The sequence below is a fragment of the Methylocystis sp. genome (genome assembly GCF_046349115.1).
In the GTDB taxonomy this organism is placed as follows: domain Bacteria; phylum Pseudomonadota; class Alphaproteobacteria; order Rhizobiales; family Beijerinckiaceae; genus Methylocystis.
The window spans coordinates 1,052,652-1,072,849 of record NZ_JAXMCX010000001.1 but is presented as its reverse complement, the minus strand read 5'-3'; the positions used below and the strand labels follow the sequence as shown (position 1 = coordinate 1,072,849).

Genomic DNA, 20,198 nt, shown 5'->3' with positions numbered 1-20,198 from the left:
GCTTACGCCTCCCGCAACGCCGCGAGGCTTCGCATATGCTCGAATGCCGCCAGCGCGCGTTCGCGCGCCTGCGCGTGATCGACGATCGGATGGGGATAGGTGACGCCGAGCCGCACGCCGGCCGCGCGCAGAATATCCTCGGGCGCCGCCCAGGGGCGGTGAATGTAGCGCGCGTCGAGCCCAGCCAATTCCGGCACATAGCGGCGCACATAGGCGCCGTCCGGATCGAATTTCTCGCCCTGCAGCGCCGGATTGAAAATCCGGAAATAGGGCGCGGCATCGGCGCCGCACCCCGCGACCCACTGCCAATTGGCGCTGTTGTTGGCGAGATCGGCGTCGACCAGCGTGTCCCAGAACCAGCGCTCGCCCTTCCGCCAATCGATCAGCAGATGTTTGATCAAAAAGCTCGCCGAAACCATCCGCGCGCGATTATGCATCCATCCCGTGATCCATAATTCGCGCATCGCCGCGTCGACCAGCGGATAGCCGGTCTGGCCTCTTCTCCAGGCGTCGAGCGCGGCCTCGTCGTCGCGATAGGGAAAGCGCTCGAAACTCCGGTCGAGCGGGCAGTCGGGCATGTCGCGATGGGCGATCAGCAAGTGATGACAGAATTCGCGCCAGCCGAGTTCGCGCAGATAGGCTTCGCCGCCGATGCTGGCCGGCTCGCTGATCGCGCGCCAGACTTCCCGTGGCGACAATTCGCCGAAATGAAGATGCGGGGAGAGTCGCGAGACGCCTACCCGTCCCAGGAAGTCGCGTTCCGATTTGTAGTCGGCGACATGGTTGCGGGCGAAGTCCGACAGCTCGGCGCGGGCCGCCGTCTCGCCGACGAGCCAGGCGTTGCGTAGGCCGACCGCCCAGTCCGGGTTCTGCGGCAGCAACCGCCAAGCGTCGAGGTCTTCGCTGTCGGGCGTGAGCGGCGCGGCGTGCAGACTTTTCGGGGCCGGCAGCGGGCGATCGGGCGGCGGCGCGGCGAGACACGCCCGCCAGAAGGGCGTGAACGTCCGGAAGCTCTCGCCCTGCTTGGTGCGGACCGTCCCCGGCTCGAACAGCAGGGACTCGTGGAAGCAATGGGCTTTAACGCCATCATCACGCAGCTGCGCGATGATTTCCTCGTCCCGCCGCATCGCCCAGGGTTCGTAAAGTCTGTTCCAGAAGACGGCGCCGGCGCCGGTTTCGGCGATGATCTGCTCGAACACAAATTGCGCGCGCCCGCGGCGCAGCGTCAGCTGAACGCCCCGTTCGGCGAGCGTCTCAGTCAGCGCCGCGAGAGAATGGTGCAGCCACCAATCGGCCGCCGCGCCGGGCCGCCATTGGCCGGGGCTCGCGTCGTCCAGAATATACAGCCCGACCAGCGGGGCGCCGCTTCGCGCCGCCGCGGCGAGGGCCGGATTGTCCGCGATCCGCAAGTCATTGCGAAACCAGACAATCGCCGGGGCATTCATGTTGAACGAAGCCAGTTCGACTCTTCCAAAAGGTTACGCCGACCGCGCCGCGTCGGCGAACGATCGTTGACTTAAATCGTAACCTTTCCGGGAGCATAGAGTTCCATCATCCGCGCCGTCCGACCTCAACCTCGGCGCGTCGCCCGGTCAGCCGAGCCGTTTGGCGTGTTTGAGCCCGTAGAGGAAATAGATTCCTATCCCGATCGCGGTCCAGATCAGCAGCCGCAGCCATGTGTCGAGCGGCAGCGCGACCATCAGCGCGAAACAGGACAAAATGCCGGCGATCGGCAGCCAGGGGATGCCCGGCGCGCGGAATGGCCGGGCGATCTCTGGATACATCCGGCGCAGGTGAATCACCGCCATGCAGACGAGCGCAAAGGCGGCCAGCGTGCCGATGCTCACCATCTCGCCGAGAATATCCAGCGGCAGCAGGCCCGCCGCGAGCGCGACGACGACGCCGACGAGTATCTGGCTGACAGCGGGCGTGCGCCATTCCGCGTGAAGTCTGGCGAAAATCGGCGGCAGCAGCCCGTCATGCGCCATCGCGAAGAAGATGCGCGTCTGCCCATAAAGCAGCACCAAGATCGCCGTCGTCAGTCCGGCCAGCGCCCCAAGTTTCACCGCCCAGGCGAGCCAGGCTACGCCGGTTCGATCCATCACCAGCGCCATCGGGTCGGGGACGCCGAGTTCCTTGTAATTGACGACGCCGGTCGCGACCGCCGCGACCAGGATATAGAGAATCGTGCAGACGATGAGCGAGCCGATGATGCCGATCGGCACGTCGCGCTGGGGATTATGCGCCTCCTGCGCCGCGGTCGAGACCGAGTCGAATCCGATATAGGCGAAGAAGACGACCGACGCGCCGCGCACCACCCCGCTCCAGCCAAAGACGCCGAATTCACCGGCATTGTCGGGAATGAGCGGCGTCCAATTGGCGTAGTCGATATGCGCTGCGCCGAAGACGATCACCATCAGCACGACGGTGACCTTGATCGCGACGATGATGTTATTGAACAGCGTCGACTCGGTGGTGCCGCGCACCAGCAGCGCCGTCAACAGCACGATGATCCCTGCGGCGGGAACGTTGAAGAGCCCATGCACGGCGCCGGGCGGCGCCCCATGCGCCGTCGGATCAGCGAAATAGGCGGTGGTGAGCTCGGGCGGCAGGTGGATGCCGAACCCTTGCATCACGCGATTGAAATAGCCGGCCCAGCCGACCGCGACCGTCGCGGCGCCGGCGGCGTATTCGAGTATGAGGTTCCAGCCGATAATCCAGGCGAAAATCTCGCCGAGCGTCACATAAGTATAGGTGTAGGTGCTTCCGGCGACGGGAATGAGCGCCGCAAGCTCCGCGTAACAGAGGGCGACAAAGGCGCAGGCGAGCCCCGACAGAAGGAAGGAGATCATCACGCCGGGGCCGGCGTAATTCGCCGCCGCCGTGCCGGTCAGGACGAAAATGCCGGCGCCGATGATTCCACCGACGCCAAGCGACATCAGCGACGCCCAGCCAAGCGCGCGCTTCAAGCCGTCGCCCTCGGCGGCGTTGTGTTCGGCGATGATCAGATAGACGGATTTGCGGGTGAGGTAGACCTTGCTGGCGGGTTGCGACAAGCTTCGCCCTTTCGCGCTGCGCGACGGCCATGCGCCCGCGCCTTTGCTGGCGCCGATTATCAATGCGGCGCCAAAACATACAAGCGGAAAGGTTTGAGGCCCCCGCGGCAACGGCGGCGCAACGCCAGATTCGCCTTCGACATCCTTGGCTTATCGTTACTGATCGCGCCCGCCCTAGCCTGGCGCGGCTTGCTTTGGGCCGTTCTTTGCGATAGCACGGCTCAAGCGCGGCGCGGCCGCTTTTTAAGAGGCCTGCTCGAGAATGGCGTCATGAGCCAAAAGCCGATCAATTATTTGCACCTGTCGACGCTCGTCGCGGTCGCGATCCTCGTCGGCACCGAGCTCGTCGGCGCGTCCTGGGCCGCGGGCTGGGCGCTCGGCGGCCTGTTCCAGCTCGATCCCCTCGTCAGCCGGGCGCTGGAAATCATCTTCTCGTTCGCCGGCCTGATCGGACTCTATTTCTTCATGCGGACCGCCCTCCGCAATGAGCCGATCCGCGGCTGAATAAAGGGTCTCGCGCCCTGATGTCTCGCGCCCCACGGCAGACTCGCGGCGGACGCAGGCCCAAGCGCACCTCTCCCAAACTTCGTAACAAGGACGCCGAGATGGTCGAGAAGCAGGATCGTCGCTCGTTTCTCAAGGCGGCGGCGGCCACGAGCGCATTAGGCGCCGTCGGCGCGCCCCGCAGCGAGGCGGCGACCAGCGTGACCAATCTCCGGCTCGGCGATCCGCAATCCTTCTCCTTCGAGACGCTGAAGCAGACGGCGCAACGGCTGATCAAGGAACCCTACCGCAAGCCGAATATCCCCTCGCCGGAAATCACCTCGCAGATCGATTACGAGAAGTGGGGACAGATCACCTACAACACCGACCATGCGCTCTTCGCCAATACGAACGAGCGTTTCCCGATCGAGTTCTTCCATCTCGGCATGTTTTTCAAAAAAGCCGTGCGCATGCATGTCGTCGAAAACGGCGAGGCGCGCGAGGTTCTTTACGACACCAGCTATTTCAACATGCCGGAGGATTCGATCGCGCGGCAGCTTCCGGCCGGCGCTGGATTTGCGGGATTTCGCATTCAGGAGGCGAAGGACGGCGCGCTCGACTGGAAGCGAAACGATTGGGTCGCCTTTCTCGGCGCCTCTTATTTCCGGGCGATCGGCGAATTGCGCCAATATGGAATGTCGGCGCGCGGCGTCGCGCTCGATACTTGGCAGAGCGGAACGAATGAGGAGTTCCCCGATTTCACCGAGATTTACATCGGACCCGAGACGGCCGACGGCGTCGTTCTGCATGCGCTGCTCGAAGGGCCGTCGATCGTCGGCGCCTATCGCTTTCTGATGACGCGCGGCAAGGGCGTCGTCATGGACATCGACTGCTCGCTCCATTTGCGCGGCGCCTTCACCCGCTTCGGCGTCGCGCCGCTCACCTCGATGTTCTGGTTCTCGGAGACCGCCAAGCCGACGGCGATCGACTGGCGGCCGGAAGTGCATGATTCCGACGGGCTGAGCATGTGGACCGGCGCCGGCGAGCGGCTTTGGCGACCGCTGAACAATCCGAACCGGGTGATGGCGTCGGCGTTCGGCGATGTTAATCCCAAGGGCTTCGGCCTGATGCAGCGCGACCGCAACTACGACCATTATCTCGATAATGTCTTTTACGATCGCCGCCCCAGCGTCTGGATCGAACCCAAGGGCGACTGGGGCAAGGGCGCGATTCAACTGATCGAAATTCCGACCGACGACGAAATCCACGACAATATCGTCGTCGTCTGGGTGCCAGAAAAGCCTGCCGTTCCCGGCGCCTCCTTCGAATATTCCTATCGGCTGCACTGGCTCGCCGACGAACCCAATCCGACCAAGCTCGCGCGTTGCGTCGCGACCAGGCTCGGCAATGGCGGACAGCCCGGCAAGCCGCGCCCCAAGGGCGTGCGCAAATTCATGGTCGAGTTTCTCGGCGAGCCGCTGGCGAAACTCCCCTTCGGCGTGAAGCCGGAACCTGTTTTATGGGCCTCGCGCGGAACCTTCTCCTATGTCTTCACCGAAGCGGTGTTCGACAATGTGCCCGGCCATTGGCGAGCGCAATTCGACCTGACGGTTCAAGGAGCCGAACCTGTCGAAATGCGTCTGTACCTCAAGAACGGCGACGAAACGCTTTCGGAGAACTGGCTCTACCAGTACCACCCCTTCTGATTCCGTGTCGGCAATACGCCGGCGCCGCATTCGAATTTATTGCGACGAACCGAATAATCTATTTTGCGAGCATTGGCGCTAGCGTCGCGCTCACCGCCGCGCTGTAGGCCTCCATGCCCTTATAATTGAAGTGCATATCATTCTTGAAATAATACTTTTCGGGATGGCCGTTAAATGCCGCCTGAAGATCGGCCAGAGAGTCGTAGATTTTGACGTTATTGGCTGTGGCGACCTCCTGAACGGCCTCAAAAATCACATTGTTAAACGATGGTCCGCTGGCGCCGCTCAGATGTTCGAGATGCGGGTGCCTGATAAAAATAAGGCGATCCAAGTCGAAGTCATATTCCTTGAGCGCGCCGATGATCTCTTCAACATTGCCTTTGAAAAAAGATAATTCGTCTTTGAACTTGGCGCGCGCCGACTCGGCGTCGAGTTTGGATAATTCGAAAATCGCGTCATTTTCCTTTGCGGTCTGTCCGGAAGATGAGCTCAAAATGTTCAAATATTTAGAGAGCTTAATTTTGATTAATCTCATGATGTAGGAGTTATGCGCTCTGACGCCATCCAATTCACTCATGACCTCTCGATAAGCGCTTCCAGATTTTACAGCAATATTTCGACCCTGCGCGTCTCTGCTGATATACTCCTTGTAACGAACATTATCATCATAGAAATCCGTCTCGTCAATGTCTATTATGATGTAATCAGGCTTTATTATCGGATACAATAGCCTTATTTGCGCAACAAATATTGCCGGAGAATAAGATGATAGTCCAGCATTAAACGGCTCAATGCAAATATTTTCCTTGGCGAAGAATTTCGTTATCAGATACGGGATGGTATGCGCCTCATCGTAGCCCTCCATGAACGAATCCCCGAGAAAGAGCATCTTCTTGGATTGCGCGCATTTTTCCGGTCGTTCAAGCGATGAATATTGCCGGACGCCCAACTTGTCGAATTTCCGTCCGGCGATGGCGGCGCTCGTATTGGGCGCATGATTGACGACGTCCGACGGCGTCTGATTGATCAAACTGATGAATTCCAATTCATAAATTGGCCCGAATATCTGCTGCAATCTAAGTATGATTTCTATGCCGGCAATGCAAAGCAGCGTCATAATAACGTAAAAGGCGAGAACGACCGCGGCGCTTGGTTTTTTCTTGACGGTTTCTATTTTATTCATATCCGAAGTCCCTATACGCCAAGATGTAATATTAGCGAACCCCCTCCGAAAGAGCAACTCTAGTTATCCGCGGCGCTTCAGGACGCGACCAGGGGCTTACTGAAAATTTCTCAAGGAAAGCCGTCTGTTACAATTCTGCATAAAAAAATGAACAGGCTACATTAACCTATCTTTAAGCTTAGGTCATTCGAAAATGAAGCTTGGATGATGTCCTCGCGGTCGCTAACTCCATTAAATGAGAGCTATTGACCCGTCGACGCCGCGCTTGCTAATTTCGACAAGCGACGCTTCGTTTTGCCTCTGACGGACGCGATGCAGAGGCAAAGAAACCGGGAAATCGCCATGCGCCGTCATAAATGCGACTATTTCACCTAGGAAGGCGCATATGATCGGGTCAGCGAACTTTCAGGAGCGCGCCTTCTCCCTGAACGAGTGCAGCGACGCCTGCGCCTTGTTCGAGCAGTTCAGCGCGCTCGCCAGAATGTGTGGTCAAAATCGCCGCTTCCGCCAGTTCTCCCAACGATCGCCAGCGTCAATGTCGGCTGGAAACCGCCAAGATTGAGAGCGTCGTGAACTCATTTTCGAAGAGCGACAACGCCGATGGGGACCGGGGGCGCGAGGTCAAGGACAGCCCCAACCAGTAGCGCTCGTAATTCGAATTTGATGTTCAAATTCGACCAGCAGGATTCAACCAGCCAATTCGTAAGAATAGAAGCGAATTATTGTTGACGCCATGGAGAATATTGGTGAAAGATAATTATCCAGATGAGCATTATTTCTTGGAAAAGCTATACCGTGAACTTTTTTTCCAACAGGAGCCAAGAAAAAACCGGCTCGCAGAATATATTCGGACGCGGTTGCTGGAGCTGCTCTGGACGATCACCAGACTGATGGGTTTGGGCTTCCTCCACGATGGCCGATGGCGATCGGAACGACGATTGCGACAGGCCCTCGCCGAACGCCCCTCGCTCCCTACAGCCGTCCAAGACCGCTCCCACAGTCCAAGAATATTGATCGACGTCACGTCGACTCATTTTTCGGGCAAGAATACGGGGATCCAGCGAGTCGTTAAAGAAGTCGCTTTCGCCGCCGCCGAAATGGGGCTGGCGCTTCCTGTGTTCCAGTATAACGCCAAGCTCCATCCCTATTTCAAAAATGCGTCCGCTACCGAAACGATCGAACCTGAGTCTGGAGACGTCTTTCTGATGATCGATGCGCCATCGGGGATGTTGGCGACCTATTCGGCGATCATTGACCAAGTCAAAAAGCAGAACGGTCAAGCCGTCGCTTGCGTTTACGACCTTCTGCCGAAAACGATTCCGTGGGCTTTCAGTCCCGAGCAACGAGAGCATTACGACAATTGGTTCAGCGCCGTCGTCTGCAATTGCGATGCGGTGGTTTGCATCTCGGAAAACGTCGCAAATGAGTTGCAGGCGCACTTGGCCGCCTTACCAGAACCGCGTCAAATGCCGATAGGCTGGTTTCATCTCGGCGGCGATTTTCGGTGCGATCTCACCCAATCCGTATCACGCGACGTAGCCGCCATCACCCAGGTAAATTCTCCATTCTTCCTTGGCGTGGGCACTTTAGAGCCGCGCAAAGGATATGATATTGCGCTCGACGCAATGGAGGAACTCTGGAGATCGGATATCGACGCTCGCTTTGTCGTGGTCGGCCGCTATGGATGGGCGAGCAATGCCTTGCAGCAGAGAATTCTTGAGCACGAACAGTACGGGAAGCGTCTTCATTGGTTGGCAAACGCAAACGACGCCGACTTAATTTGTCTGTACCGGAACGCGCGCGCGCTTGTCTATCCGTCGCTTGCAGAAGGATTTGGTCTACCGATCATGGAGGCCGCAAACCATGGACTGCCCGTCATTGCCTCCGACATTCCGATTTTTCGAGAATTGGCCGCGGAGCACATAAGTTATTTCAAGAAGTTGGACAGCTCAGCTCTCGCTACGCAATTGCGAGCGGCCGTGTCCACAGAAAAACAGGCCCCAAAAATTGAGGTTGCAACCTGGAAGCAATCGACTCACACATTGTTGGATATGATACGAACTCAATCCTATCAGTTGAACGCCGGCTCGCGCCGCCGATAGCGATGCTCAATTTGTAATTTCAATCGGATTGCGCGATTGGCCGCGCGTCCAGCGGCCTCTTGGCCCTTGGCGCGATAGCTTGGCGCCCAGATATCCGACTCGACGGCTTGGTCGAGATGGGCTCGGGCTCACTCTCATTTAAGCCGGACTTGTCTCTGGGAGCCGATCATGCGATTTGAGCCACGTTTGCCAATAAAAAACAGATTGCTTAAGAGACGCTAGTCCAACCAATAATTTGGCGAACACGTATAGGAGTATGGACAAACTATATTGTGAATGATCATTTACGGGCGCCGTCAGCGACGGTTGAGGAGACAAAATGCAGGTCGTGATTCTAGCAGGCGGCATGGGGACGCGAATTTCAGAGGAATCCTATCTCCGCCCGAAGCCGATGATCGAAATCGGCGGCCGTCCGATCCTGTGGCATATTATGAAAATCTACCACCACCATGGCGTGAACGACTTCGTCGTCTGCCTCGGCTATAAAGGCTATATGATCAAGGAATACTTTGCGAATTATTTCATGCATAACGCCGACATTACCGTCGACGGCGAAACCGGACAGGTCGAATTTCATAATCGCAAAAGCGAATCCTGGAAGATCACGCTCGTCGACACCGGCGACTCATCGATGACCGGCGGGCGCCTCAAAAGAGTCCGCGGCTACCTTCGAGAGGCGCAGCCTTTCTGCTTCACTTACGGCGACGGCGTGGCCGACGTGGATATCGCGGCGCTGATCAATTTTCATCGCGCGCATGGGCGCAAAGCCACCCTCACCGCCGTGACGCCGCCCGGCCGTTATGGCGCCTTGTCTTTGCAAGGCGACGCCGTCACCAAATTCATCGAAAAGCCGCCCGGGGATCAGAGCCTCATCAACGGTGGATTTTTCGTTCTGGAACCTTCCGTAATCGACTATATCGACGGCGACGCGACGCCCTGGGAGGAAAGGCCGCTCGAACGTCTGGCGGCGGAGGGAGAATTACGGGCATATAAGCATGAGGGATTTTGGCAGCCGATGGATACGCTGCGCGACAAGAATCGACTCGAAGCCTTGTGGGAGAGCGGGCGCGCGCCATGGAAGGTATGGAGCTGAACGGTATTTTGCCGACGAGCGCGAAATCGAGGGAATATGAAGCGGGACTGGCGGGATTAAAGCGTGGATAAATCGAAGACCTTGGCCGGCCGGCGGGTTCTTTTGACCGGCCATACCGGCTTCAAGGGCGCTTGGCTCGCGCTCTGGCTTGATCGATTAGGCGCCGAAGTTTTCGGCTTTGCGCTGCCGCCCGAGGGCGACGCAAATCTTTACGAGATGGCGCGGGTCGGCGAGCGTCTGAATTCGACGTTCGGCGATTTGAACGATCTCGAATCCGTTGAGGCCGCCGTTGCAAAGGCCCGCCCGCACATCGTTTTTCATCTTGCCGCGCAGGCGATCGTTCGCCGGTCGCATGTCGATCCCCTCGGCACGCTCGCGACCAATGTCATGGGCGCCGCGCATTTGCTGCAGGCGCTGCGCCGCGCGCCCGACGTTTCGACGATTTTAGTCGTCACCTCCGACAAGGTCTATGCGAATGACGAGCAAGGCGCCGCCTTCGCGGAGGACGCGCCGCTCGGCGGCAAGGACCCCTACTCGGCCTCCAAGGCGGCGGCCGAACTGGTGACGCGTTCCTACGCTCAGTCCTTCTTCAAGGACTCGGGCGTGAAACTCGTCACCGCGCGGGGCGGCAATGTCATCGGCGGCGGCGACTATGCGGCCGACCGCATCGTTCCCGACATCGTGCGCGCTGCCGAGAAGAACGAACGTCCCGTGCTGCGCATGCCGCATGCGACGCGTCCCTGGCAGCATGTGCTCGACTGCCTTCACGGCTATCTGACCTATGTCGACGCGCTCGAACGCGGCCAGAGCCTTCCGGAAACATTGAATTTCGGGCCCGATCCGACAACGCCGATCACAGTGGGCGAACTCACCGAGGAAATGCTCAAGGCGCTCGGCCGCGACGCGAGCTATGAGCATCAGCCGGCGGATTCGCGCGAAATGAACGTTCTCGCGGTCGATTCCTCGCGCGCCCGCGCGCTTCTTAACTGGCGCGACCGGTTGCCCGGCCGGATGGCGATCGATTGGACCGCGAACTGGTACCGCGACGCCGTCGCGGGAAGGAGCCCTCTGGCGACAACGCTCGCGCAGATCGACGCCTTCGAGAAACTTCCTGGATAAGAAAATGCAAATGCCAGCCTGCCGTTTTTGCGGCGCACCGCTGAATCATGACTTCGTCGATCTCGGCTCGACGCCGCTCGCCAACTCCTATGTCACGGAGGAGGAAATCGCCCGCGGTCTCGACAGGAGCTTTCCGCTCCATGCGCGGGTTTGCGACGCCTGCTTCTTGGTGCAGGTGGATGCGCCGGTGTCGTCCGAGGCAATCTTCTCTGATTACGCCTATTTTTCCTCCTATTCGGACAGTTGGGTCGCGCATGCCCGGCGTTACGCCGACGCGATGATCGAACGTTTCGGACTTGGCCCGCGCTCGCTCGTCATCGAAGTCGCGTCAAATGACGGCTATCTGCTGCAGCATTTTATCGCGCGCGGCGTGCCGGTGCTGGGGGTCGAGCCGGCGGCCAATGTCGCCGAGGCGGCGCGCGCCAGAGGCGTGCCGACGGAAGTCGCGTTTTTCGGCAAGGAGACCGCCCGCAAGCTGGCGGCGCGCGGCGTCGCCGCCGATCTCACCGCCGCCAACAATGTGTTGGCGCATGTTCCCGATATCGGCGATTTCGTCGCCGGATTTGCGGAAATTCTCAAGCCCGACGGCGTCGCGACCTTCGAATTTCCTCATGTCTTAAACCTCATCCGCGAACTGCAATTCGACACGATCTATCACGAGCACTTCTCCTATCTCTCGCTCGTGGCGGTGGAGCGCGTTCTGGCCGCGAACGGCCTTGTCGCCTTCGATGTCGAAGAACTGCCGACGCATGGCGGCTCCCTGCGCCTTTACGTGTGCCGCAAAGGCGCCTCTCATGCGCCGACGCCGCGCCTGGAGGCGGCGCGAAGCGCTGAGCGCGCCGCGCGTCTCGATGCGATCGAAGGCTATGCGGGCTTTGCAGAAAAGGTCGAAGCCGTGAAAGCGTCGTTCTTGAATTTTCTTGCGCGCGCCAAGGCGGAGGGAAAGACGGTCGCCGCCTATGGCGCGGCGGCCAAGGGCAACACTTTCCTCAATGTCTGCGGCGTGAACGCGAATGATATCGTCTGCGTCTATGACCGCAGCGCCGCCAAGCAGGGAAAGCTCCTGCCGGGGAGCCATATTCCAATCCGCGCGCCCGAAACGATCGGCGAGACGCGCCCCGATTATCTGGTGATCCTTCCGTGGAACCTTAGGGAGGAAATCATGGGTCAGATGGCCGACATACGCAGCTGGGGCGGCAAGTTCGTCACCGCGGTCCCTGAAACGCGAGTTCTCGACGCTTGAGATTCGCGCCGACCGAAATACCGGACGTGATCGAAGTCGCGGCCGAGCCGCGCGCTGACGCGCGAGGCTTTTTCGCGCGCATCTATTGTCCGCAAGAATTTGCGGCCGCCGGCGTTTCCTTCACATCGACGCAGATCAATCTTTCGCGTAACGATCGTATCCATACGCTGCGCGGCATGCATTGGCAGGACCCGCCTTACGCCGAGGCCAAGCTGGTGCGCGTGACGCGCGGCGCGATCCATGACGTTGTAATCGACTTGCGCCGCGACAGCCCAACATTCCGGCGCTGGATCGCCCGGCGCCTCGACGCCGATCGCGCCAGCGCGCTGTTCATTCCCGAAGGCTGCGCGCACGGCTTTCTGACCCTCGAACCCGATACGGACGTGCTCTATCAGATGGGCCGGCCCTATGTCGGCGGCCAGGCCCGCGGGCTGCGCTACGACGATCCGGGATTTGCGATTAGCTGGCCAGCCGTTCCCGCCGTGATCGGCGAGGTCGATCTCGCCTGGCCAAGTCCATGGACGCCAAGTCCGTAGACCCCATGACGGCGGGGTTGTGCCCGAATAGGCGACACTTTACCAACAAGGCGCCAAGGCGGCCCGAAGGAAGCGATCTTTCGGGCAAAGATCGCGAGAGGTTGAATGATCGTCGCCCCTGAACGCATTCCGGTCGCCGGGCCGTCGATCTCCGATCGCGAGGTCGAACTGGTCGCCGACGCCGCGCGCAACGCCTGGTACAAGAATCACGCCGAATTCAACAATCGCTTCGAGCGCATGCTCGCCGACTATGTCGGCGTGAGTCATGCCGTCTCCACCCCCCATTGCACGGCAGCCCTACATTTGGCTTTGGCCGCGCTCGGCGTCGGCCCCGGCGATGAAGTGATCGCGCCGGATGTGACCTGGATCGCCTCTGTCGCGCCGATCGTCTATGTCGGCGCCGAACCCGTGCTCGTCGACATCGATCCCGTGACCTGGTGTCTCGATCCTGACGCCGTCGAACGCGCGATCGGTCCGCGCACGAAAGCGATTATCGGCGTCGATCTTTATGGTTCAACCTGCGATTGGGCCCGATTGCAGGACATCGCCGATCGTCATGGACTGGCGCTGATCGAGGACGCCGCGGAGGCGCTCGGGTCTGTCCATCACGGCCGGCGGGCTGGCGCGTTTGGGCGCGTCTCCGCCTTCAGCTTTCACGGCTCCAAGACCGTCGTCACCGGCGAAGGCGGCATGCTGGCCACCAACGACAAGGGACTATTCGACCGCGTGCTTTTCCTGCGCGACCATGGACGCAACCCGGGCGACCGCTTTTTCCTCAACACGGAAATCGCGTTCAAATACCGGATGAGCGCCGTGCAGGCGGCGCTCGGCGTCGCGCAAATGGAGCGGATCGACGAATTGATCGCCCATAAGCGCGCGATCTTTAAGTGGTACCACGACCGCCTGTCGGGGGTGAACGGCCTGACGCTGAACGCCGAGCCCGCTGATACGCAAAACAGTTACTGGATGGTCACGATGATTCTCGACCCTTCGCTCGGCCTCGACAAATTCGCGATGATGGCCGAGCTCGACAAGCGAAATATCGACTCGCGGCCGTTTTTTTCGCCTCTGTCGAGCCTTCCGGCCTTTGACGAACGACCGTCCGCCACGCGCTTTGTGACGCCGCAAGATGCGGGTAAAATCATCGCCGCCTACGGCGTTAATCTGCCGTCTGGCTACAATATGACTGAAGACAAGGTCGATATCGTCGCCGCGGCGGTGCGCGAAATTATTGCGGGCCGCGGATGACGCTCGCTGATTTGGGGACAGGCCATGGTCAATGACGATCGCGTCGATTTCGAGCGGCAGAAGGCGCAGTCCATCGCCGATATGGGGAAGGACGAGGCGATGTTTGAAGCCTCGCTCGATTTGATCCGGAAATCCGACGAACACCGCTACTCTTATGTATGGAGTTGGATGGGCGTTCCGATCATCCAGCGTCCGGCAGATATGGCGGCGTTGCAGGAAGTCATATTCGAAACCCAGCCGGACGTGATCGTCGAAACCGGCGTGGCGCGGGGCGGCTCCGTCGTCTATCAAGCGGCTTTGCTCCAGATGATCGGCAAGAAGGACGGACTCGTCATCGGCGTCGACATCGACATTCGCGCCCATAATCGCGACACGATCGAAAAGCACGTCATGGCGCCGCACATTCGGTTGATCGAGGGCTCATCGATAGCGCCTGAGACGGTGGAGAGTGTGCGCATGCTGATTCCTCCCAGCGCCAAGACGATGGTGGTGCTCGATTCAAATCATGCCCGCGATCACGTGCTTGCCGAATTGCGCGCCTATTCGCCCCTCGTGTCTCCCGGCCAGTTCTTGATCGCGGCCGATACGATTCTTGGCTATTTCAAGCCGGAACAGGCGCCGACCTATTACTCGCAGCTCCTCGTGAAAGGCGACGAACCACTGGCGGCAGTTGACGAGTTCCTGAAGGAAACCGACGCCTTCGTCGTCGATCCGATCAATGACAAGCTCATCATGTCCAGCTCGCCGGGAGGATTCCTCAGGCGCGTGAAATAGGCCGCGCGGATGGCTGTCGCAATCATGGCCGACGGGCCGGTCGGTCGAGATATCATCGCCTTCGTCCTGTCGCGCCACGCGCATGACTTGAGCGCCGTGGTGGTGACCGACGCCGGCGTTCATGCCGAGGAAATCGCCGCCCTATGCGCGAATGGCGGCGTGGCGACGCTGCGGTGGTCGGAGCGCCGCGCGCTTATCGACCACAAGCCGGATGTCTTGCTCTTGGGCTGGTGGCCCTATTTGCTGAAGGGAGCCGATCTGGATTTGGCGCCGGTAATTTTGAACACGCATCCGAGCCTGCTGCCCTTTTGCCGCGGAAAGGATCCGAACTTCTGGGCGCTCGCGGAAGGATCGCCATTCGGCGTCACGATCCATCATGTCGAGGCGCAGATCGACGCCGGTCCGATCGCCTTTCAAAAGGAAATCGAGATCGGATGGGAGGATACGGGCGCAAGCCTTTATCATGCGGCCGAACGCGCCATGGTGGCGCTCGTCGCGCAGAGCTGGCCCGCGATCCGCGAAGGCGAAATACCGCGAATCGCGCAAGACCTGGCAGGCGGCAGCTTCCACAAGCGCGCCGAGCTCGATCCCGCGTCTTGCATCGATCTCGACGCGCCGACGACGGGCCGCTCGCTGCTCAACCGCCTGCGCGCGCGCACCTTCGCGCCCTACCCTGCTTGTCGGTTCGAAGATCAAGGCGTAGCGTACGAAGCGCGGGTCGAAATCAAACGCATCGGGCCAAAAGGCGATCGGACATGAGCGAGGTCGAATTCAGCCTGGTGATTCCGACACGGGAGCGCGCCCATTCGCTGCGCTATACGCTGCAAGCCTGTTTGCGAAGCGATTTCGACTCCTATGAGATCGTCGTTTGCGACAATTGCAGTTCGCCGGCGACCCGCCAGGTCGTCGAGGAGATCGGCTCGCCGAAAATAGTCTACCACCGCGCGCCCGAAATTTTGTGCATGCGCGACAATTGGAACCTCGCCTACAGCCTCACGCGCGGCAAATATGTCATCTACATCGGCGACGACGACTCGCTCATGCCCTTCGCCTTTTCGACGCTTCGCGGCCTGTTCGCACGCCAGAATGTGAAGGCGATCCGCTGGGACAGCGCCATCTACTCATGGCCGAACATCGCCCGCGACGATCTTGCGAACCATCTGCAGGCGCCGCTCACACGAAAGGTCGAACGGATCAATGGCCGCAGGGCGATGGAGGAAGTTCTGGCGGGACGCGCGCCCGCGACACTGTTGCCGAACATCTATCACGGCTGCGTCGCGCGCGAAACGCTCGAACGGATCCGCGCGACGACGGGAAAGGTTTTCGAAAGCTTCCACTGCGACACCTATTCCAGCTTCGCCGTCGCTTATCTGGCGCAGGAACATCTGTCGCTCTCAGCGCCGTTGTCGATCAGCGGATTCTCCGCATCAAGCAACCACATCGCGTTTAGTTTCCTTCGCAGCAAAAATAAGATCGCCAAGACGTTGCGCGCCGAAAACGACGCCGCGGGCCTACGCCTGCACCCCAGCATTCCCGATCTGCCTACCGGATTCGTTTGCGTCGCGGACTCCTTTCTTCACGCCAAGGCGGATATTTTTCCAGACGATCCGATAACCCTCGATCGCCAGGCGATGGTGGAGAGGTTTTTAGCGTCCTTGCCAATCGACGAGATTGATGAATGGCCGGGAATAGAGAAGGAATTGCGGCGATCCCTGTCTGACGATCCTGCGCTGGTTTCGTGGTTTGACAAGCGCATTGAAAACTTTACGCCGCGCCCGTCGCCCCGCGACAGTTATCGCCCCAACTTGGAAGGGATTCACGGCGAGCGTTTATTTCTCGACGCGAGCAGCTATGGCGTGACGGACATTGCCGGCGCGACGCGCCTGTCGTCACGTTTGCTGGGTTATCGGAGAAAGACGCCTGAATGGATTGCCGGCCTTGCGCCCGCCGATTCCGACTTGCATTCCTTCTACCGCCAAAAGCGACTGGAGATTCTGTTGAAACTCCTCAAGGCGCGAGGTCGGGCGGGGTCGGCGCGCCTTCCCGCGCACCGCGAGCGCTCCACCGGCGTCAATCAGTGATGTAATTTGGCGCGCCGAGCTCCGGCGATCCGAACAGCGGCGGCATTGACGCTAATAGCGCCTTTCACGCCCATTTCAGCGGGCGTGAAACAGCAAATTCAAAGCTTGGGACGCCGAGCGCGGGCGATCCGCGAGCCCCGCACGGACTTCAACCTGACCGCGACGCGCCGCCGCCCTTGATTTTAGCGCCGGCCTCCATAACTCGCCCTTGCGGGCGCTTTCAGAAGGATTTTGCCATGGCTGACGATGAAAACCCCACAGTCCAGAAGAACAAATATCTCTTCGCCGGAGTCGGCGCCATTCTCGGCGGCTTGACCGGCGTCGCGATCGGTGGCCCGCTCATCGCCGTTGTCGGCGCCGGGCTTGGCGGCCTCCTCGGCTACAATATGCTGAAGCGGCTGTGACGCCTTAGGCGTCGGGCTGACCAAGGAAAAGCATGACCAGCGCCGCGCAGCCGATAAAGCGGAACGCGGCCTGCTGCAGGTCGGTTCCGACTCGCCACATCTGGAACCATTCCCCGCCTACCGCCATGAAGCCGAAGAGATAAAGGCCGACGGCGAGCGCCAGCCCGGCGATCGCGACATTCTTGGCGGCGTTGAAACGCGCCGCTTCGGCCTTGCGCATCAGCATGAGCCGCCACACGCCGGCGACGATCAGCGCGCCGGCGGCGAATTCGACCGCGATAATGAAGGCGTAAAGCAGGCGATGCGTCGTTACGCTGGTGACGGCGCGCCACTCCAGCGGGCTGCCGGCCGGCACCTGATCCATCGACATCACATGGCTGACGACCTGATAATTAGTGTCGTAGTCCGTCACATTATTGATCGCGACAAGCAGTATGAGCACGCCAAGCGCGGCGGACAGCAATATTTTCGAATATCTGATCAACATGTCGAGCCACTCCCCACGGCCCAGCCTAGCATGACCTGATCGATTGATCTTGGGGCGAGAGAGCTTACAACACGGTTTGGTCTCCCTTCGGACATGCCTTCATGATCGATCTTCACTACTGGCCGACGCCCAACGGCCACAAGATTACGATTTTTCTGGAAGAAACCGGGCTCGCCTACCGGATCAAGCCGGTCGACATCACCAAAGGCGACCAGTTCAAGCCCGAGTTTTTGGCGATTTCTCCCAACAACCGGATGCCGGCGATCATCGACCGCGCGCCGGCTGACGGCGGCGCGCCCGTCGCGCTGTTCGAATCAGGCGCGATTCTGGTCTATTTCGCCGAGAAGACCGGCCGGCTCCTCCTCGCCGACCTTCATGGCCGGGCGCGAACGCTGCAGTGGCTGTTCTGGCAAGTGGGCGGGCTTGGCCCGATGGCTGGACAGAACCACCACTTCGCCAAATATGCGCCGGCGAAAATTCCCTATGCGATCGAGCGCTACCGCAGCGAGACCGCGCGGCTCTATGGCGTCATGGACCGCCAGCTCGCCAAGACGCCCTATCTTGCCGGCGACTATTCGATCGCCGACATCGCCTGCTATCCGTGGATCGTCCCGCATGAGGATCAGGGCCAGGACCTGCACGACTTCCCGCATCTCAAGCGCTGGTTCGAGGCGATCCGGTCGCGGCCGGCGGTGATCCGCGCCTATGCGGCGGGCGCGCCCTACGAGCGGCGGCGTTTGGATTTTACCGCGCTGGAGCGCGAAATCCTCTTCGGCGAGACGGCGGAGCGCGGCGAGGCGAAGTAGGCTGTAGCGGCGCGGCGTCTTTCGACCGGTCGAAGCCGCATTGCCCGCCGAGCGAAGAGAATGACGTTCCCGGCCGCCTAAGCCTTGCTGTATCTGGCGTAGAGCCGATCGGCGTTCGACCAGTTGAGCGCCTCCATGACGACTTTTACGTAGTTCGCGGCCTTCGCGCCGAAATCCATCTGATAGGCGTGCTCGAACATGTCGAGGACCAGCAGCGGTTCGCCGCCAGCGATATTTTGAGTGTGATCGCTGGCCCATGAATTGACGAGCCTCTTGCCATGCTTGTCATAGGCGAGGATCACCCAGCCGGAACCGCCGCCGAGCGCCTTTCCCATGCCGACGAATTCGGCGCGCCAACGCTCGAAGCCGCTGAAATCGCGATCGATCGCCTGCGCCAAATCAGCGCCCGGCGCGTTCCCCTCGCCGAGCCCGGCGAAATAGATTTCATGCAGGATCATCGAATTTGTCGCGATCAATTCCTCGCGCTTCAATCCGTTGATCTGAAATCCCGGCGCCTTGTCGAAATCGAGCGCCGCAAGTTCTTGAGCGATCGCATTGAGGCGTTTGACCGCGCCGACATAGTTATTTTCGTAATGCGAAAGGAGGAGCTTCTCTGACAGCCCTTTGATCTTGGCGGGATCGAACGGCAAAGGCTGCGGCGCATTGAGCGCGGCCGCGCGCGAGACGGCTGCAGCTCCCTCGGCTTTCGCCTCGGCGGCGCTCATGTCAAGCGCGACGCCAGCGGCGGCGGAAGCAGCGAGAAATCGGCGTCGGTCCAACCGCTTCGTCATGCCCGTCCTCCGGACAGCGCGCTTGCCAGACGATCATCGGCCAATCAGCCCCATGACTCAAGAGCAGCTGATGAATTCGCGATAGATCCAGCCGAGACGTATGCCGCCGGGGCTCGCCACATAGGCCCAGGGCTTGCCGTGATCGTCCTCGCCATAGCGCTGCACGACGATCGGCTTGCCGTCCTCGATCGCGCCGATCACCGTCTTTTGCTGGTCGCGGATGGCGATGGAAGCGCCGAGAACATCGGTCGCGACGCAGCGGTCGCCGGCGAGCGCCGTCGCGCCCCAGGCGACCCCCGCGGCGAGCGCGGCGATCGTCAGGCCGGTGAAAGGGGCGTATCTCTCTCGCATCTGAGGGCTCCTGATTGAGTTGGAGAGACCTATAGTCAAGGCTTGGCGACCCTCAATTGCGCCAGCACACACGGAGCCTGCATGCGCAGATTGACGATTTCACTCTTCGCCGCGCTTTCCGCCTCCCAAGCGCGCGCCGACGACCCGCCGCCGGGCTTCGCGCGCCTCGCCGACGTGGCGCCAGGCATCATTCAGGATATGCGCTACGCCGGCCCGAAAAATTTCACCGGCGCGCCCGTGCCCGGTTATGACGCCCCGCAATGCTGGCTGCGCGCCGAGGCCGCCAAGGCGCTCGCTGCCGCGCAGCAGGACGCGAGCGCGCAGGGCGTGTCGCTCGTCGTCTATGACTGCTATCGGCCGCAACGCGCGGTTTCGGCCTTCGTCGACTGGTCGCGCAATCCGGACCAGCGGACGAAACCGACGCATTATCCGCATCTCGACAAAAGCGCGCTCTTTCCTGAGGGCTATATCGCCGAACATTCCACACATTCGACCGGGCTTGCCGTCGATCTCGGCGTGAAGGGCTGGGACTTCGGCACGCCCTTCGACTTTTTCGACCCTAGCTCATGGACGAAGGCAAAAACCTCGACAACGGCGCGCGAGCATCGCGACGCGCTGGTCGCGCAGATGCGCCGCCACGGCTTTGAGAATTATCCGCGCGAATGGTGGCATTTCACCTACAAGGGCGCCGACGGCGCGCCGAGCTATGATGTCGAGATTAAGTGAGTCGGCGCG

The 20,198-nt window shown here is 60.4% G+C and carries 20 protein-coding genes; 14 read left to right on the top strand and 6 right to left on the bottom strand.

The window, feature by feature from the left end:
- Positions 1-2: 2 nt before the first annotated feature.
- Positions 3-1,445, bottom strand: a complete 1,443-nt coding sequence (locus U1E20_RS05105; RefSeq protein ID WP_409979497.1) for a cryptochrome/photolyase family protein — start codon at positions 1,443-1,445, stop codon at positions 3-5.
- 147 nt (positions 1,446-1,592) lie between these two features.
- A complete protein-coding gene (locus U1E20_RS05100; RefSeq protein WP_409979496.1) occupies positions 1,593-3,056 on the bottom strand; it encodes an amino acid permease in 1,464 nt (487 codons plus the stop codon).
- A 270-nt stretch (positions 3,057-3,326) separates the two neighbouring features.
- On the opposite strand from U1E20_RS05100, the gene U1E20_RS05095 reads away from it, so the two are divergent.
- Positions 3,327-3,560 (top strand): hypothetical protein, encoded by a 234-nt coding sequence (locus tag U1E20_RS05095; protein ID WP_409979495.1) that lies wholly within the window; start codon positions 3,327-3,329, stop codon positions 3,558-3,560.
- Positions 3,561-3,661: 101 nt separating this feature from the next.
- The gene (locus U1E20_RS05090) at positions 3,662-5,245 is read left to right on the top strand and encodes a glucan biosynthesis protein (protein ID WP_409979642.1); all 1,584 of its coding nucleotides are present in this window, start codon (positions 3,662-3,664) and stop codon (positions 5,243-5,245) included.
- 58 nt (positions 5,246-5,303) lie between these two features.
- Here the strand turns inward: U1E20_RS05090 and U1E20_RS05085 are convergent, their stop codons facing one another.
- Entirely contained in the window at positions 5,304-6,428 is a 1,125-nt protein-coding gene (locus U1E20_RS05085; RefSeq protein WP_409979494.1) for a hypothetical protein, read from the bottom strand.
- A 746-nt stretch (positions 6,429-7,174) separates the two neighbouring features.
- On the opposite strand from U1E20_RS05085, the gene U1E20_RS05080 reads away from it, so the two are divergent.
- From U1E20_RS05080 to U1E20_RS05035, 10 genes are all read left to right on the top strand, one after another.
- Positions 7,175-8,530, top strand: a complete 1,356-nt coding sequence (locus tag U1E20_RS05080; RefSeq protein WP_409979493.1) for a glycosyltransferase family 4 protein — start codon at positions 7,175-7,177, stop codon at positions 8,528-8,530.
- 319 nt (positions 8,531-8,849) lie between these two features.
- Positions 8,850-9,623, top strand: a complete 774-nt coding sequence (gene rfbF / locus U1E20_RS05075; protein ID WP_409979492.1) for a glucose-1-phosphate cytidylyltransferase — start codon at positions 8,850-8,852, stop codon at positions 9,621-9,623.
- Positions 9,624-9,686: 63 nt separating this feature from the next.
- Positions 9,687-10,742 (top strand): CDP-glucose 4,6-dehydratase, encoded by a 1,056-nt coding sequence (gene rfbG / locus U1E20_RS05070; RefSeq protein ID WP_409979491.1) that lies wholly within the window; start codon positions 9,687-9,689, stop codon positions 10,740-10,742.
- 4 nt (positions 10,743-10,746) lie between these two features.
- Positions 10,747-11,985: a methyltransferase domain-containing protein gene (locus U1E20_RS05065; RefSeq protein ID WP_409979490.1), complete on the top strand. Its 1,239-nt coding sequence runs from the start codon at positions 10,747-10,749 to the stop codon at positions 11,983-11,985.
- On the top strand, positions 11,982-12,521 hold the full coding sequence (locus U1E20_RS05060; protein ID WP_409979489.1) for a dTDP-4-dehydrorhamnose 3,5-epimerase family protein: 540 nt from the start codon (positions 11,982-11,984) through the stop codon (positions 12,519-12,521). The genes U1E20_RS05065 and U1E20_RS05060 overlap by 4 nt, the downstream gene beginning before the upstream one ends.
- Positions 12,522-12,626: 105 nt before the next feature.
- The gene (locus tag U1E20_RS05055) at positions 12,627-13,769 is read left to right on the top strand and encodes a DegT/DnrJ/EryC1/StrS family aminotransferase (RefSeq protein WP_409979488.1); all 1,143 of its coding nucleotides are present in this window, start codon (positions 12,627-12,629) and stop codon (positions 13,767-13,769) included.
- Positions 13,770-13,793: 24 nt separating this feature from the next.
- Positions 13,794-14,543: a cephalosporin hydroxylase family protein gene (locus U1E20_RS05050; RefSeq protein WP_409979487.1), complete on the top strand. Its 750-nt coding sequence runs from the start codon at positions 13,794-13,796 to the stop codon at positions 14,541-14,543.
- A 9-nt stretch (positions 14,544-14,552) separates the two neighbouring features.
- Complete coding sequence (locus U1E20_RS05045) at positions 14,553-15,302, top strand: formyltransferase family protein (protein ID WP_409979486.1); 750 nt, start codon at positions 14,553-14,555, stop codon at positions 15,300-15,302.
- Entirely contained in the window at positions 15,299-16,624 is a 1,326-nt protein-coding gene (locus U1E20_RS05040) for a glycosyltransferase family A protein (RefSeq protein ID WP_409979485.1), read from the top strand. The genes U1E20_RS05045 and U1E20_RS05040 overlap by 4 nt, the downstream gene beginning before the upstream one ends.
- 236 nt (positions 16,625-16,860) lie before the next feature.
- Positions 16,861-17,028: a hypothetical protein gene (locus U1E20_RS05035; RefSeq protein WP_409979484.1), complete on the top strand. Its 168-nt coding sequence runs from the start codon at positions 16,861-16,863 to the stop codon at positions 17,026-17,028.
- Positions 17,029-17,032: 4 nt separating this feature from the next.
- Here U1E20_RS05035 and U1E20_RS05030 read toward each other — a convergent pair whose 3' ends face one another.
- Positions 17,033-17,515, bottom strand: a complete 483-nt coding sequence (locus U1E20_RS05030) for a DUF2165 family protein (RefSeq protein WP_409979483.1) — start codon at positions 17,513-17,515, stop codon at positions 17,033-17,035.
- A 101-nt stretch (positions 17,516-17,616) separates the two neighbouring features.
- Here U1E20_RS05030 and U1E20_RS05025 point away from each other — a divergent pair, with 101 nt between their 5' ends.
- Complete coding sequence (locus U1E20_RS05025; RefSeq protein ID WP_409979482.1) at positions 17,617-18,321, top strand: glutathione binding-like protein; 705 nt, start codon at positions 17,617-17,619, stop codon at positions 18,319-18,321.
- A gap of 77 nt (positions 18,322-18,398) precedes the next feature.
- On the opposite strand, the gene U1E20_RS05020 is transcribed toward U1E20_RS05025, so the two are convergent.
- Both U1E20_RS05020 and U1E20_RS05015 read right to left on the bottom strand, forming a co-directional pair.
- Complete coding sequence (locus tag U1E20_RS05020; protein ID WP_409979481.1) at positions 18,399-19,112, bottom strand: superoxide dismutase; 714 nt, start codon at positions 19,110-19,112, stop codon at positions 18,399-18,401.
- A gap of 57 nt (positions 19,113-19,169) precedes the next feature.
- Entirely contained in the window at positions 19,170-19,463 is a 294-nt protein-coding gene (locus U1E20_RS05015; protein WP_409979480.1) for a peptide-binding protein, read from the bottom strand.
- An 81-nt stretch (positions 19,464-19,544) separates the two neighbouring features.
- Here U1E20_RS05015 and U1E20_RS05010 point away from each other — a divergent pair, with 81 nt between their 5' ends.
- A complete protein-coding gene (locus tag U1E20_RS05010) occupies positions 19,545-20,189 on the top strand; it encodes a M15 family metallopeptidase (protein ID WP_409979479.1) in 645 nt (214 codons plus the stop codon).
- Positions 20,190-20,198 lie beyond the last annotated feature (9 nt).